The sequence below is a fragment of the Stenotrophomonas sp. G106K1 genome (assembly GCF_037969685.1).
Taxonomy (GTDB): Bacteria; Pseudomonadota; Gammaproteobacteria; order Xanthomonadales; family Xanthomonadaceae; genus Stenotrophomonas; species Stenotrophomonas lactitubi.
The window spans coordinates 113,844-127,494 of the sequence record NZ_JBBPFR010000006.1; the positions used below are offsets into that span (position 1 = coordinate 113,844).

The window sequence follows — 13,651 nt, forward strand, 5'->3', positions numbered from 1 at the left end:
GGATCAGGGCGACTTGGCCAGCTTGCTGTGGCGCATGCCGTAGCCGAAGTAGATCAGCAGGCCCAGCACGGTCCAGCCCACGAACAGGTGCCAGTGCACCACGAACGCCTGCCAGAACAGGAACAGGCACGACAGCGCGCCCAGCGGGCAGATCACCCACACCAGCGGCACGCGGAACGGGCGGTGCAGCTCCGGGCGGGTGTAGCGCAGGATCAGCACGCCCACGCAGACCGTGGCGAAGGCAAGCAGGGTACCCATCGACACCAGCTCGCCGAGCACGTTCAGCGGCACCAGGCCGGCCAGCGAGGCGGCGATCACGCCGACCACGATCGTGGCCCAGTACGGCGTGCGGAAGCGCTTGTGTACCTTGCCGAATACCTTCGGCAGCAGGCCATCGCGCGAGATGGTGTAGGCGATGCGGGTCTGGCCCATCATCATCACCAGCACCACTGAGGACAGGCCGGCGATCGCGCCGATTTCCACGGCGGTCTTCAGCCAGGACAGGCTCGGGTAGGCTTCCAGTGCGGTGGCCACCGGCTTGTCGGTGCCCAGCAGGTGGTACGGCAGCATGCCGGTCAGCACCGCGCAGACGATGATGTAGACGATGGTGCAGACCGCCAGCGAGCCGAGCAGGCCGATCGGCATGTTGCGCTGCGGGTCCTTGGTCTCACCGGCGGCGGTGGAGACCGCATCGAAGCCGATGTAGGCGAAGAACACGATGGTGGCCGCGCGGAACACGCCACTCCAGCCGAACTCGCCGGACACGCCGGTGTTTTCCGGGATGAACGGGTGCCAGTTGGCCGGGTCCACGTGGGCCGCGCCGATGCCCACGAACAGGCAGATCACGAACACCTTGATGGCCACGATGATCGCGTTGACGAACGCGGACTGGGTCACGCCCACGTACAGCAGGCCGGTCACCGCTGCCACGATCAGTACCGCCGGCAGGTTGAACAGCTTGCCGGAAGCGGCGAACTCGTGCCCGTTCCAGGCAATCGGCGCCGCACTCAGCGTGTCCGGGAACGGCATGTGCAGCGTGGTGGTGATGAAGCTGATCAGGTACGCCGACCAGCCCACCGCCACCGAGGCCGAGGCGAACAGGTACTCCAGCACCAGGCACCAACCGATGAACCAGGCCATGCCCTCGCCGAGGGTGGCGTAGGAGTAGGAGTAGGCGCTGCCGGAGACCGGCATCATCGCTGCGAACTCGGCGTAGCACAGGCCCGCCAGCGCGCAGGCAATGCCGGCGAACACGAACGACAGCATCACCGCCGGGCCGGCGTGGTTGGCCGCAGCCTGGCCGGTGAGCACGAAAATACCTGCGCCGATCACCGCACCAATGCCAAGCATGATGAGGTGTTTCGCCGTGAGGGTCCGTTTCAACGTGGCTTCGCCGTCCAGGCTGCCTTCGATGGGTTCGCCGGCATCGACGTGCCCGGCCGGTTCGACCGGCTTGACCCTCAACAGAGCTTTCAGCATGCAGTACTTCCTGATGATCGGATTGGGAGGGCCGCCGGTACATTGCCAGCGGCCTGAATGGTGAAGGCCGTGCAAACGGCCCGCTGTACCTTAGCCAATGCTGAAGGCACCGCACAAGCGCAAACGCAACAATGAACGGCGATAATGGCCGGTATTTTCCCGGGTACCCCGCATTCATGAGCGAAACCACCGAATCCCTTGCCGTGCTTGACGATCGCCTGCGCCGCCTGCTGCATGACTATGCGCGCAAGGAACCTGCCCACGACGCCCTGGCTGCCGAATTCGGCACATTGATCGACGATGTGGAGGATGCGTTCCGCCGCGAGCGGCTGGCAGGCCATTTCACCGCCAGCTGCTGGCTGGTCAGCGCCGATGGCCAGCGCCTGCTGCTGACCCACCATCGCAAGCTGCAGCGCTGGCTGCAGCTGGGTGGGCATGCCGATGGTGACCGCGACCTGGCCCGGGTGGCGTTGAAGGAGGCCGAAGAGGAGTCCGGCCTGAGCGGGCTGGTGCTGGACGATCCGGCGATCTTCGATCTGGACAAGCACTGGATTCCGGAACGCAAAGACGTGCCGGGGCACTGGCACTACGACGTGCGTTTCGTGATCCGTGCGCTGGGCGGAGAGGATTTCGCGCTCAGTGAAGAGTCGCTGGAGCTGGCCTGGCGCCCGGTGGCCGAGGTCGCCAGCGATCCGCAGTCGGATGAATCGATGCAGCGCATGGCGCGCCGGTGGCTGGCGCGCTGAAAAATGCATCCACGCATGGCGTGGATCTACTGGCATTGCGACCACCTGGCCGGATATGGCGTGGGTCTACTGAGCGCGTGATCTCTTGTAGATCCACGCCATGCGTGGATGGCGTGGTGCCGAAGCATCCCGCCGGGCGTGGCCCGGCGCTACCTTGATCAATACAGGATGCGCGTGCGCAACGTGCCCGGAATCGCCGCCAGTTCGTCACGCACCGCGCTGGCCTGTTCCTCGCTGGCAGTGATGTCGATCACCACGTAACCCACCTTCGGGTCGGTGCGCAGGAACTGGCCGTCGATGTTGACGTTGTGCCGCGAGAAGATCTCGTTGACCTTGGACAGCACGCCCGGCACGTTCTGGTGGATGTGCAGCAGGCGCAGGCTGTCGGCGTGCTCGGGCAGGGTCACTTCCGGGAAGTTGACCGCCGACAGGGTGCTGCCGTTGTCGCTGTAGCGCACCAGCTTGGCGGCCACTTCGATGCCGATGTTGTCCTGCGCTTCCAGCGTGCTGCCGCCCACGTGCGGGGTCAGGATCACGTTGTCGTGGCGGGTCAGCGGTGATTCGAAGATATCGCCGTTGCCCTTCGGCTCGACCGGGAACACGTCCAGCGCCGCGCCACCGATGTGGCCGCTGGCCAGCGCAGCATCCAGCGCATCGATGTCGACCACGGTGCCGCGGGCAGCGTTGATCAGGTGCGCGCCACGGCGCATCTTCGCCAGCTCGGTGCTGCCGATCATCCACTGCGTGGACGGTGTCTCCGGCACGTGCAGGGTGACGATGTCGGCGCGCGCCAGCAGGTCATCCAGGCTGGCCGCGGCACGGGCATTGCCCAGCGACAGCTTGGTTTCCACGTCGTGGAAGATCACCTGCATGCCCAGCGATTCGGCCAGTACGCCCACCTGGGTGCCGATATGCCCGTAGCCGATGATGCCCAGCACCTTGCCGCGCACCTCATGGCTGCCGCTGGCCGACTTCGACCAGCCGCCGCGATGGCATTCGGCGTTCTTCTGCGGGATGCCACGGGTCAACATGATGGCTTCAGCGATCACCAGCTCGGCGACGCTGCGGGTGTTGGAGTAGGGCGCGTTGAATACCGGTATGCCGGCCAGCTCAGCCGCATCCAGGTCGACCTGGTTGGTGCCGATGCAGAAGCAGCCGACCGCAATCAGGCGCTTGGCCTCGGCCAGCACCTCGGCGCTGAGTTGGGTGCGCGAACGGATGCCGACGATGTGCGCCTCGGCAATCCGCGCTTTCAGTTCGTCCTCGGGCAGTGCCTTGGTGTGCGCTTCGATCTGGCTGTAGCCGGCGGCGCTGAACACCTCCACGGCGGTCTGGCTGACCCCCTCCAACAACAGTACGCGGATATCCTGCTTCGGGAACGAGGTCTTCTTCGGCGACATGGGGCGGCACGGCCAGTGGGACAGGGGCTGACCACTATGCCAGATCGCAACGCGCATGGTGCAGTGCGCAATTGGTTGCAACTGCAGCTATTGATGGCGTTGCGGGGCTGGACGCTGGCCCCTGCCGCTGGCACGCTTGCCCGTTCTTCACGCCCCGCGCTGGACCGTCATGACCGATTCCCGCATCGCCTCGTTGCAGCAGGCCTGTCCCGGCCTGAAGCTGAAGACCGACCCTGCCGACCTGGAGCACTACGGCCGCGACTGGACCCGGCGCTGGACGCCGGCGCCGCTGGCGATCGCGTTGCCGGCCACGGTGGAAGAAGTGCAGGCGGTGATGCGCTGGAGCGCGGCCGAAGGCGTGGCGGTGGTTCCATCCGGTGGTCGCACCGGTCTGTCCGGCGGCGCGGTGGCGGCCCATGGCGAGCTGGTGCTGAGCCTGGAGCGGATGAACAAGGCGCTGGACTACGACGCCGTCGACCGCACCCTGGTGGTGCAGGCGGGCATGCCGCTGGAGGCGCTGCACAACGCCGCGCTGGAGCACGGTCTGATCTACCCGGTGGATTTCGCCGCGCGCGGTTCCTGTTCGATCGGCGGCAACATCGCCACCAATGCCGGTGGCATCCGGGTGATCCGTTACGGCAATACCCGTGAATGGATCGCCGGACTGAAGGTGGTCACTGCCACGGGCGAACTGCTCGAGCTCAACAAGGGCCTGATCAAGAACTCGAGCGGCTACGACTTCCGCCAACTGCTGATTGGTTCGGAGGGCACCCTGGGCGTGATCGTCGAGGCCACGGTGAAACTTACCGACCCGCCGCCGGCCAGCAACGTGATGCTGCTTGCGCTGCCAAGCTTCGACGTGCTGATGCAGGTGTTCGCCGCCTTCCGCGCGCGACTTCAGCTGCAGGCCTTCGAATTCTTCACCGATCGTGCGCTGGAGCACGTGCTGTCCCACGGCGCGCAGGCACCATTCGATGAAGTACACCCCTATTACGTGGTGACCGAGTTCGCTGCCGGTGATGATGCGCAGGAAGCAGCGGCAATGGCCGCCTTCGAAGACTGCATGGGCAATGGCTGGGTCAGCGACGGGGTGATCAGTGCCAGCGATGCCCAGGCGGCGCAGTTGTGGCGCCTGCGCGAGGGCATCACCGAGGCGCTGGCGCGCTACAAGCCCTACAAGAACGATGTCTCGGTGCGGATCTCGTCGATGCCGGCGTTCCTGGCCGAGACCCAGGCGCTGATCGGCGATGCCTACCCGCATTTCGATGTGGTCTGGTTCGGCCATATCGGTGACGGCAACCTGCACATCAACGTGCTCAAGCCCGATGACACCAGCGATGCCGACTTCGTGACCCAGTGCGAGCACGTGACCAAGCTGCTGGCGCAGGTGCTGGCGCGCTTCAATGGCAGCATTTCGGCCGAGCACGGTATCGGCCTGGTCAAGAAGGGCTACCTCGACAGCACCCGTGGCCCGGCCGAGATCGGGCTGATGAAGGCGGTCAAGCGCGCGTTCGATCCCGAAGGGCGGCTGAATCCCGGCAAATTGTTCGACCTTTGACACGGGCAAAGACTTCACCCAGCCGTTACGCTCCACTCACCCAATCAACGAACTCCCTGACCATGATCCGTCCGCTCCTGCTGGTTGCCCTGTTGTCCCTGCCGCTGGCCGGCGTCGCTTCGAGCTTTGCCGGCACCTCGGCCGGGTCGGCGACGGGCGCCTCTTCGGGTTCCTCGGGCAGCAGCTCGGGAGACGACAAGGTGGTGCTGGCTGCGCGCGACGATGCGGCGGCTTTTGTCGCCAGCGATGGCCAGATCCGTGGTGCACGCCTGCAGGCGGCACTGGTGCACCTGCGCGAGCACGATGCAGCTGCACAGCAGCAGAGTGATATGGAACTGGCCCGCGCGCTGCTGGCGCGTTGATCCGGGCAGCATGACCTCCGCGTCATCGCTTTCTGTAGAGCCGAGCCATGCTCGGCTGAATGCCAAGCGCAGATGGGCGATCACAGCAGCCACGCATGGCGTGGCTCTACTGCTGACGGCTCACATCGCGCACGCGGCTGATCGCCTGCAGCTCGATCCGTCCGGTCTCGATCCGGCACAGCAGCAGCTCGCCAGCCAGACCTTGGCCGACGTGCAGTCACTGCTGCCGGAAGGCCTGCTGGCTGCATTGCCGGCGCAGGTAAGGGTGCGCTGGAGCGATGACCTGCCGGCCGATGTACATGGCCGTGCCTTCGCCGGGCGCATCGCGCTGCGCCGCGACCTGCTGGATGAAGACGTGGCCGGCGCCCGTCGTGCCCGCCGCAGCGCGCTGGTGCACGAACTGACTCATGTCGCCGACCGCAACAGTGCGCACTGGTCGCGCAGCGCCCGCTGGCGTGACCTTGCAGGTTGGCAGCGCAAGCCATGGCATCTTGGCCGCGGTGACAATGCCTTCCGCGACCGCAGCCCCGATGCCTACGAACTGACCGACCCGGCCGAGTACCTGGCGGTGAATGCCGAACACTTCGTGCTGGATGCAGAGTTCGGGTGCCGCCGCCCAGCACTGGCGCAGTGGTACCGGACGCACTTCGGTACGCCGCCATCGCTGCCTGCGCCGCACTGCACGGGCACGGTTCCGCTGCTGCAGGCCGACGCGGAAGAGGGCGCCGCTTCGCTGCTGGCACTGGACCCGGCCCGGGTGTACGCCGTGGACTATCTGTTCGCCGAAGGCAGTGCGCAGCCGATGAGCCGCTGGGGCCACAGCATGCTGCGGCTGGTGATCTGCCGTCCCGGCCGCGCACCGGGGCCGGACTGCAGGCTGGACCTGGAGCATCACCGGGTGCTGTCCTTCCGCGCCTTCGTCGGCGACGTGCAGATTTCCAACTGGCGCGGCCTGACCGGTGGCTATCCTTCGCGCCTGTTCGTGCTGCCGCTGCAGCAGGTGGTGGACGAGTACACCAAGGTCGAGCTGCGCGGATTGGCCTCGCTGCCGCTGCAGCTGGACCGCAGCGAAATCGCCAGCCTGCTCGAGCGCACTGCACAGGTGCACTGGAGCTATGACGGCCGCTACTACTTCGTCAGCAACAACTGCGCGGTGGAGACGGCGAAGCTGTTGCAGGCCGGTGTTCCGCGTCTGGGCGAAGCCGGCCTGGCGCAGCTGAGTCCGCGCGGACTGCGCCGCCGGCTGGCGCGGCTGCATGCCCTGGACGAGCAGGTGCTGGCCGATCCCGCGCAGGCCCAGGCGCAGGGCTACTACTTTGCGTCTGCGCGCGACCACTACCAGCAGTTGTTCTCGGTTGCCGCAGCGCAGATGGCGTTGCCGGCGCGCGATGTGCGCGCTTGGCTGGCGCTGCCGGCGCAACAGCGCGCACCGTGGTTGCTGCGCGGTGATGTACGTGCCAGTGCCGGCCTGCTGCTGCTGGAACAGGCGGCGCAGCGGCGCGCGGAGCTGCGCGCACGCGATGCACTGAAGCGGCGGTTGCTGGCCTACCCGGACAGCAGTGCCACCCGTTCGCTGCGTGCATTGTTGGAACAGAGCGGCCAGTGGTTGCGCCCGGGCCAGTTGCTGGCCGACGCTGGTTACGGCCTGCCGCAGGCGGAAGAACAGGCAGAGGTTGCACGCGCAGTGGCCGTTGCCAGCGCACAGGCCATACCCGCCTGGCAGGCACTGCGCGTGCAGTTGCGCGCGCAGTTGCCGGCGTCGCAGCGACGTGAGCTGGATGACATCGACAACAATCTGGCCGCGTTGGGTGCGCGCGTGCGTGAGCAGGCCGCCGAAGTGCCTCCTACTGGCGCGGCAGCTCGATGACGAAACGACTGCCACCGGCCGTGCCCGGAGTGCAGTAGACCTGGCCGCCGTGTGCATCGGCGATGGCCTTGACCACCGCCAGGCCAAGGCCACTGCCACCGCCCAGGCGCGATCGTGAACCGTCGCCGCGCATGAACGGATTGAAGATGTCCGCATGCAGGGCCGGATCGATACCGGGGCCTTCGTCCTCGATCGCCACCTGCACATGGGCCACGGTGTCATGCACGGCGATGCGTACCTTGCCCGGGTTGGCATAGCGGCGCGCGTTCTCCAGCAAGGCCAGCAGCGCCTGCCGCAACCGCGTCGGATCGCAATGGGCGGGGTGCTCCTCGCGGCTGGTTTCCAGCTCCAGCACGAAGCCGGCACTGCGGAAAGCGGGATCGACCAGGGTCATCACCGAATGCACTTCGGCCACCACATCGGTGCGGGCGCGGCGCACATCAAGGCGGGCATTGTCGGCCAGGCTCAGCACCCGCAGGTCCTCGATCAGCCGTGACAGGCCCTCGACCTGCGCCAGCAGGCTGCGGAACTGCGACTCATCGGGCTGGAACACGCCTTCGGCCAGGCCCTGCAGGCGGCCGCGCAGGATCGTCACCGGCGTGCGTAGTTCGTGGGCGATGGCCGCGTGCCACATCACCCGTTCGCTTTCCATGTGCTGCAGGCGGCGCGCCATCGCATTGAAGTCGTCGACCAGCGCTGCGACCTCGCCGGGAGAGTTGGCCTCGGCCGTGGCGCGCGCGCCGAGATCGCCGCCCGCCAGCGCACGCACGCTGTCCACCAGTGAGTTGAGCGGCGACAGGATGCGGTGCGCCAGGCGGAACGAGGCGGCGATCGCCAGCGCCAGGCCGGTCAGGATCACCCCGACCATCCACGCCAGCTCCGGTCCCGTCGGCAGCCAGCCTTCCGGCTGTTCGGCGCTGGCCGGGAAGAATTCGATCAGCACGGCATACAGCAACCACGAAGAGAGGATCACCATCACGATGACGCCGACGACCATCAGCGACATCGACACGATGATGTGCCGGCTGAGCCCGGAGCGGCGCATCAGCGGTCGGCCATCAGTCGGTAGCCGACTCCGCGCACGCTGGCCGGAATCTGGGTGAGGCCCACTTCGTCCAGTTTGCGCCGCAGCTTGCTGACATGGCTGTCCACGGTGCGTTCCAGCGCTTCGCTTTCCGGCAGGCATTCGTGCATCAGCTCGCTGCGGCTGAAGATCCGTGACGGCGCCAATGCCATGCAATGCAGCAGCTTGAACTCGGTCAGGGTCAACAGCAGCTCGTGGCTGTAGCCGTCGCCTTCCACATGCACTGCGTGGGTGGCGGTGTCGATCAGCAATGGGCCGACGCGCAGGGCACTGGGCGCATCCGCCCGCGAACTGCGCAGCGTACGCCGCAGTACTGCGCGAACGCGCGCCGCCACCTCGGCGGGGTTGAACGGTTTGACTACATAGTCATCGGCGCCCATCCGCAGTGCGGTCAGCTTGTCCAGATCCTGGTCCAGCGCGGTCAGCATGATGACCGGCGTTTCGCCGCGCTGGCGCAGCTGGGTCAGCACGCTCCAGCCATCCAGGCGCGGCAGCTGCACGTCCAGCAGTACAAGATCCGGGCGCATGCTGCGATGCATGTCCAAGGCAATCTGGCCATCGGTCGCACGCAGGGTACGCAGGCCCTCGCGTTCAAGGTAGGCGGCTAGGATGTCGGCGATCTCGGCTTCGTCCTCGACGATCAGGACCAGCGCCGCGAGGGCAGGGGAGGCATGCATGGCAAGGCGAGGCCGGAAGGTGCTTGCCCTCCATCGTATCTCCACAGTTCCTCCATCGAAACCCCATCATCGCCACGCACACTGCGCGCTTCATGATTCGTCAGCCGCGTCTGCGGCACTGTGCACAGCAATGAGAACCTTCAGGACTCCGGTCGCGCTGGTCGCGGCCTTCGCCTTGGCCATGACGGCCTGCTCCCGCCCCGAACCCACCGTCGAAGCCGTGCCGCGTGTCAGCGTGGTCACCGTCGGCCCGCAGGTGGTGCAGCGCGATGATGAACTGCCCGGTCGGGTGGCAGCGGTGCGCACCGCGCAGATCCGTGCGCAGGTCGGCGGCATCGTGCAGCGCCGGATGTTCGAGCAGGGTGCGGAGGTGCATGCTGGGCAGCCGCTGTTCCAGATCGACCCGGCGGCATTCCGCGCCGACGTCGATTCGGCGCTGGCGGCCCTGCAGCGCAGCGAGGCCGCCCTCGGCCGCAGTCGCGTGCAGTCACATCGGCTGCAGGCACTGGCCGCCGCGCAGGCGGTCAGCCAGCAGCATCGCGATGATGCCAGCGCCGAGCACGAGCAGGCCCGCGCAGCGGTCAACGAGGCACGCGCGATCCTGGCGCGTCGCCAGCTCGACCTGCGCTATGCGACGGTCAGCGCACCGATCGATGGGCGCATCGACCAGGCATTGGTGACCGAAGGCGCACTGGTCGGCGTCGCCGATGCCGAGCCGATGGCGGTGGTGCAGCAGATCGACCAGGTCTACGTGGACGTGCGCCAGCCGGCATCGCAGCTGCAGTCCTTGCGGCGCGGTGCGGTGGACGGCGAGCTGCCGGTGACGATCATCGGCGCGGCGGGTACACCGCTGCCCGAGCGCGGCCGGTTGCTGTTCTCCGGTGTCAATGTCGATGCACGCACCGGCGATGTGATCCTGCGCATCCTGGTCGACAACCCTGAGCGGCAGCTGTTGCCGGGCATGTACGTGCGGGCCCGGGTGCCACGCGGTGCGCCGGCCAGCGCGCTGTTGCTGCCACAGCAGGCGGTGCTGCGCAGCGCCGGTGGCCAGGCCTATGCCTGGGTCATCGCCGCCGATGGCAAAGCAGTGATCCGCACGCTGGAGGTGGACGGCAGCGTCAACCGGCAATGGCTGGTGCGGCGGGGCCTGAAGGCGGGCGAGAAGGTCGTGGTGGAAGGTCAGGAGCGCTTGCAGGAAGGCGTGCTGGTCGACCCGCGCGACTGGCAGGTCCCCGTTGCCAGTGCCAGTGCACCGCCGACATCCGCAAGCCAGGGCTGAGCCCTTCCAGGAACCTACGACATGGCTCGTTTCTTCATCGATCGCCCGGTATTTGCCTGGGTGCTGGCGATCTTCGTCATCCTGGCCGGCGTGCTGGCCATTCCGCGGCTGGCGGTCGAGCGCTACCCGGCGGTCGCGCCGCCCAGCGTCAGCATCTATGCCAGCTATCCCGGCGCCAGCCCGCAGACGTTGAATGATGCGGTGGTCGGGCTGATCGAGCGTGAGCTGTCCAGCGTCAAGCACCTGCTGTACTTCGAATCGTCGGTGGACACCTCCGGTGAAGCGTCGATCACCGCCACCTTCAAGCCCGGTACCGATCCCGAGCTGGCACAAGTGGACGTGCAGAACCGGATCAAGGCGATCGAGCCGCGCCTGCCACGCAGCGTGCGCCAGAACGGCCTGTTCGTGGAGGCTGCCGACTCCGGGTTCCTGATGCTGGTGGGCCTGCGCTCACCGGATGGCAGTGTCAGCGAAGCGGCGCTGGGCGATTTCATGGCGCGCAACATCATCGAAGAGCTGCGGCGCATCGACGGCGTCGGCCGCGTGCAGTTGTTCGGTGCCGAACAGGCGATGCGGATCTGGCTGGACCCGACCCGCCTGACCGGCTACGGCCTGACCATGGGCGATGTGGCCAGCGCGATCGAGCAGCAGAACCTGGAAATCTCGCCGGGCCGCATCGGCGATTCGCCCGGCGTCCCCGGCCAGCGCATCACCGTGCCGTTGAGTGCCGAAGGCCAGCTGTCCACGCCCGAGCAGTTTGCAGCGATCGTGCTGCGCGCCGGTGCCGATGGTTCGCGGGTGCTGCTGGGTGATGTCGCCCGGGTCGAGCTGGGTGCGCAGAGTTATGCCTGGGGCACGCGCGAAGATGGCTATCCGGCGACGGCCGCCGGCGTGCAGCTGCGCCCCGGTGCGAACGCAGTGCGTACCGCCACGGCTGTGCGCGAACGCATGGCCGACCTGCAGCCGCTGCTGCCGCAGGGTGTTGAATCCAGCATTCCGTTCGATACCGCGCCCTTCGTCAAAGTCTCGATCCAGAAGGTGCTGCAGACCCTGGTCGAGGCGATGCTGTTGGTCTTCGCAGTGATGTACCTGTTCCTGCAGAACTGGCGCTACACGCTGATCCCCGCCCTGGTCGCGCCGATCGCGCTGCTGGGCACCTTCGCGGTGATGCTGGCGCTGGGCTTCTCGATCAACGTATTGACCATGTTCGGCATGGTGCTGGCGATCGGCATCATTGTTGACGATGCGATCGTGGTGGTCGAGGGCGTGGAGCGGATCATGGCCGAAGAGGGGCTGCCGCCGCGTGAGGCCACGATCAAGGCGATGCGTGAGCTGACCGGTGCGGTGATCGGCATCACCCTGGTGCTGACGGCGGTGTTCATCCCGATGGCGCTGGCGAGCGGCTCGGTCGGCGCGATCTACCGCCAGTTCAGCGTGGCGATGTCGGTGTCCATCCTGTTCTCGGCACTGCTGGCCCTGAGCCTGACCCCGGCACTCTGCGCGACGCTGCTGCGGCAGGGCACACGTGGTCATCATGGCCGCGGCGGCGTGTTCGGTGCGTTCAACCGTGGCTTCGAGCGGATGACCGGTCGTTACCAGCAGGGCGTGGCGGCGGTCCTTCGGCGCAGTGGCCGGGTGATGGGCCTGTTCGCAGCATTGCTGGTGGCACTGCTGATCGGCCTGCATTGGTTGCCGGGTGCGTTCCTGCCGGAAGAGGACCAGGGCTATTTCATGACTTCCATCCAGCTGCCGGCTGAGGCAACCGCCGAACGCACGCTGGCAGTGGTCGAGGCCTACGAACAGCATGTCGCCTCGCGGCCGGCGATCGCGTCCAACCAGGCCATCCTCGGTTACAGCTTCTCCGGTTCCGGCCCGAGCGCGGCGCTGACCTACACCATGTTGAAGGACTGGGGTGAGCGCGGCGGCAGCACCGCAGCGGACGAAGTAGAGGCGGCGCAGCAGGCGATGGCGACGGTGCCGGAAGGCGAGGTGATGAGCGTGATGCCGCCGGCCATCGACAGCCTTGGCCGATCCTCCGGGTTCTCGTTGGCGCTGCAGGCACGTACCGGGCAGGGGCAGGCCGAGTTGCGGGCCGCCCTGCAACAGCTGCTGAAACTGGCAGAGGCCAGCCCGCTGCTGGCCGAAGTGCATGCCGATGGCCTGCCTGCGGGCAGCAATGTGCGGCTGGACATCGATCGCGCCAAGGCGGAGGCGATGGGTGTGGCGTTCACCGACATCAGTGCAACGCTGTCGGCGGCGATGGGCTCGCAGTACGTCAACGATTTTCCCAATCGCGGGCGCATGCAGCAGGTGATCGTGCAGGCCGATGCGCCGCACCGGATGGAGCTGGAGGACGTGCTGAAGCTGTATGTCCGCAACAACGAAGGCGGCATGGTGGCGCTGTCCGAGCTGGTCACCGCGCAGTGGACCGAGGCGCCGCTGCAGCTGCAGCGTTACCTGGGGTTCCCGGCATTGAACCTGTCCGGCGCACCCGCCAGCGGGGTGTCCACCGGCCAGGCGATGGCCGAGATGGAGCGCCTTGCGCAGCAGCTGCCCGCGGGCTTCGCCCTGCAGTGGACCAGCCAGTCGCTGCAGGAGCGTGAGTCCGGTGCACAGGCGCCGTGGTTGCTGCTGCTGTCGATGCTGGTGGTGTTCCTGGTGCTGGCGGCGCTGTACGAGAGCTGGTCGATTCCGCTGGCGGTGATGCTGGTGGTGCCGTTGGGCCTGCTTGGCGCGGTTGCCGCGGTACTGCTGCGCGGGATGCCCAATGATGTGTTCTTCAAGGTCGGCATGATCACGGTGATCGGGCTTTCGGCGAAGAACGCGATCCTGATCGTCGAGTTCGCCCGCCAGCTGCAGCTGCAGGGGCGCGGCCTGGTCGAGGCGACCATCGAAGCGGCACGCCTGCGGCTGCGGCCGATCGTCATGACCTCGCTGGCGTTCGCGCTGGGCGTGGTGCCGCTGATGCTGGCACAGGGTGCTTCAAAGGAAACGCAACAGGCCATCGGTACCGGCGTGTTCGGCGGCATGGTCAGTGCGACCGTGTTGGCCGTGTTCTTCGTGCCGGTGTTCTATGTGGTAGTGCAGGGCGCGCAGCAGTGGCTTGCGCAGCGCCTGCGCCGACGCCGGCCGACGCCGGGAGGAAGCGTGGATGAAAAGCAGGTGGATGGAAAGCAGGAGCCCTGAGGGCCTGTACGAG

At 67.0% G+C, this 13,651-nt stretch carries 10 protein-coding genes; 6 read left to right on the forward strand and 4 right to left on the reverse strand.

What is annotated here, in order from left to right; all coding sequences use genetic code 11:
• Positions 1-3 precede the first annotated feature (3 nt).
• Positions 4-1,479 (reverse strand): amino acid permease, encoded by a 1,476-nt coding sequence (locus WKB25_RS08220; RefSeq protein WP_340569919.1) that lies wholly within the window; start codon positions 1,477-1,479, stop codon positions 4-6.
• A gap of 131 nt (positions 1,480-1,610) precedes the next feature.
• On the opposite strand from WKB25_RS08220, the gene WKB25_RS08225 reads away from it, so the two are divergent.
• The gene (locus WKB25_RS08225) at positions 1,611-2,225 is read left to right on the forward strand and encodes an NUDIX hydrolase (protein WP_340569920.1); all 615 of its coding nucleotides are present in this window, start codon (positions 1,611-1,613) and stop codon (positions 2,223-2,225) included.
• Positions 2,226-2,383: 158 nt separating this feature from the next.
• On the opposite strand, the gene serA is transcribed toward WKB25_RS08225, so the two are convergent.
• Positions 2,384-3,625, reverse strand: a complete 1,242-nt coding sequence (gene serA / locus WKB25_RS08230; RefSeq protein WP_089240876.1) for a phosphoglycerate dehydrogenase — start codon at positions 3,623-3,625, stop codon at positions 2,384-2,386.
• A gap of 169 nt (positions 3,626-3,794) precedes the next feature.
• Here serA and WKB25_RS08235 point away from each other — a divergent pair, with 169 nt between their 5' ends.
• From WKB25_RS08235 to WKB25_RS08245, 3 genes are all read left to right on the forward strand, one after another.
• Positions 3,795-5,183, forward strand: a complete 1,389-nt coding sequence (locus tag WKB25_RS08235; protein ID WP_340569921.1) for an FAD-binding oxidoreductase — start codon at positions 3,795-3,797, stop codon at positions 5,181-5,183.
• Between the two features lie 62 nt (positions 5,184-5,245).
• Positions 5,246-5,545 carry a DUF2388 domain-containing protein gene (locus tag WKB25_RS08240; protein WP_340569922.1) on the forward strand — a complete coding sequence of 100 codons (300 nt, stop codon included), beginning with the start codon at positions 5,246-5,248 and terminating at the stop codon, positions 5,543-5,545.
• A gap of 100 nt (positions 5,546-5,645) precedes the next feature.
• Positions 5,646-7,412: a DUF4105 domain-containing protein gene (locus WKB25_RS08245; protein WP_340569923.1), complete on the forward strand. Its 1,767-nt coding sequence runs from the start codon at positions 5,646-5,648 to the stop codon at positions 7,410-7,412.
• Here the strand turns inward: WKB25_RS08245 and WKB25_RS08250 are convergent.
• Positions 7,390-8,457 carry an ATP-binding protein gene (locus tag WKB25_RS08250; protein WP_340569924.1) on the reverse strand — a complete coding sequence of 356 codons (1,068 nt, stop codon included), beginning with the start codon at positions 8,455-8,457 and terminating at the stop codon, positions 7,390-7,392. The two genes, WKB25_RS08245 and WKB25_RS08250, sit on opposite strands and share 23 nt — an antisense overlap.
• Positions 8,457-9,173 (reverse strand): response regulator, encoded by a 717-nt coding sequence (locus tag WKB25_RS08255; protein ID WP_340569926.1) that lies wholly within the window; start codon positions 9,171-9,173, stop codon positions 8,457-8,459. Before WKB25_RS08255 ends, WKB25_RS08250 begins: the two co-directional genes overlap by 1 nt.
• 130 nt (positions 9,174-9,303) lie before the next feature.
• Between WKB25_RS08255 and WKB25_RS08260 the strand changes: the two genes are divergently transcribed.
• Both WKB25_RS08260 and WKB25_RS08265 read left to right on the forward strand, forming a co-directional pair.
• Complete coding sequence (locus WKB25_RS08260) at positions 9,304-10,452, forward strand: efflux RND transporter periplasmic adaptor subunit (RefSeq protein WP_340569928.1); 1,149 nt, start codon at positions 9,304-9,306, stop codon at positions 10,450-10,452.
• A 21-nt stretch (positions 10,453-10,473) separates the two neighbouring features.
• Positions 10,474-13,638: a multidrug efflux RND transporter permease subunit gene (locus tag WKB25_RS08265; RefSeq protein WP_340569930.1), complete on the forward strand. Its 3,165-nt coding sequence runs from the start codon at positions 10,474-10,476 to the stop codon at positions 13,636-13,638.
• Positions 13,639-13,651 lie beyond the last annotated feature (13 nt).

Coding starts and splice junctions, on each gene's coding strand:
- WKB25_RS08220 (WP_340569919.1), bottom strand. CDS start 1,479: ATGCTGAAAGCTCTGTTGAGGGTCAAGCCGGTCGAACCGGCCGGGCAC.
- WKB25_RS08235 (WP_340569921.1), top strand. CDS start 3,795: ATGACCGATTCCCGCATCGCCTCGTTGCAGCAGGCCTGTCCCGGCCTG.
- WKB25_RS08260 (WP_340569928.1), top strand. CDS start 9,304: ATGAGAACCTTCAGGACTCCGGTCGCGCTGGTCGCGGCCTTCGCCTTG.
- WKB25_RS08240 (WP_340569922.1), top strand. CDS start 5,246: ATGATCCGTCCGCTCCTGCTGGTTGCCCTGTTGTCCCTGCCGCTGGCC.
- WKB25_RS08255 (WP_340569926.1), bottom strand. CDS start 9,173: ATGCATGCCTCCCCTGCCCTCGCGGCGCTGGTCCTGATCGTCGAGGAC.
- WKB25_RS08225 (WP_340569920.1), top strand. CDS start 1,611: ATGAACGGCGATAATGGCCGGTATTTTCCCGGGTACCCCGCATTCATG.
- WKB25_RS08250 (WP_340569924.1), bottom strand. CDS start 8,457: ATGCGCCGCTCCGGGCTCAGCCGGCACATCATCGTGTCGATGTCGCTG.
- serA (WP_089240876.1), bottom strand. CDS start 3,625: ATGTCGCCGAAGAAGACCTCGTTCCCGAAGCAGGATATCCGCGTACTG.
- WKB25_RS08265 (WP_340569930.1), top strand. CDS start 10,474: ATGGCTCGTTTCTTCATCGATCGCCCGGTATTTGCCTGGGTGCTGGCG.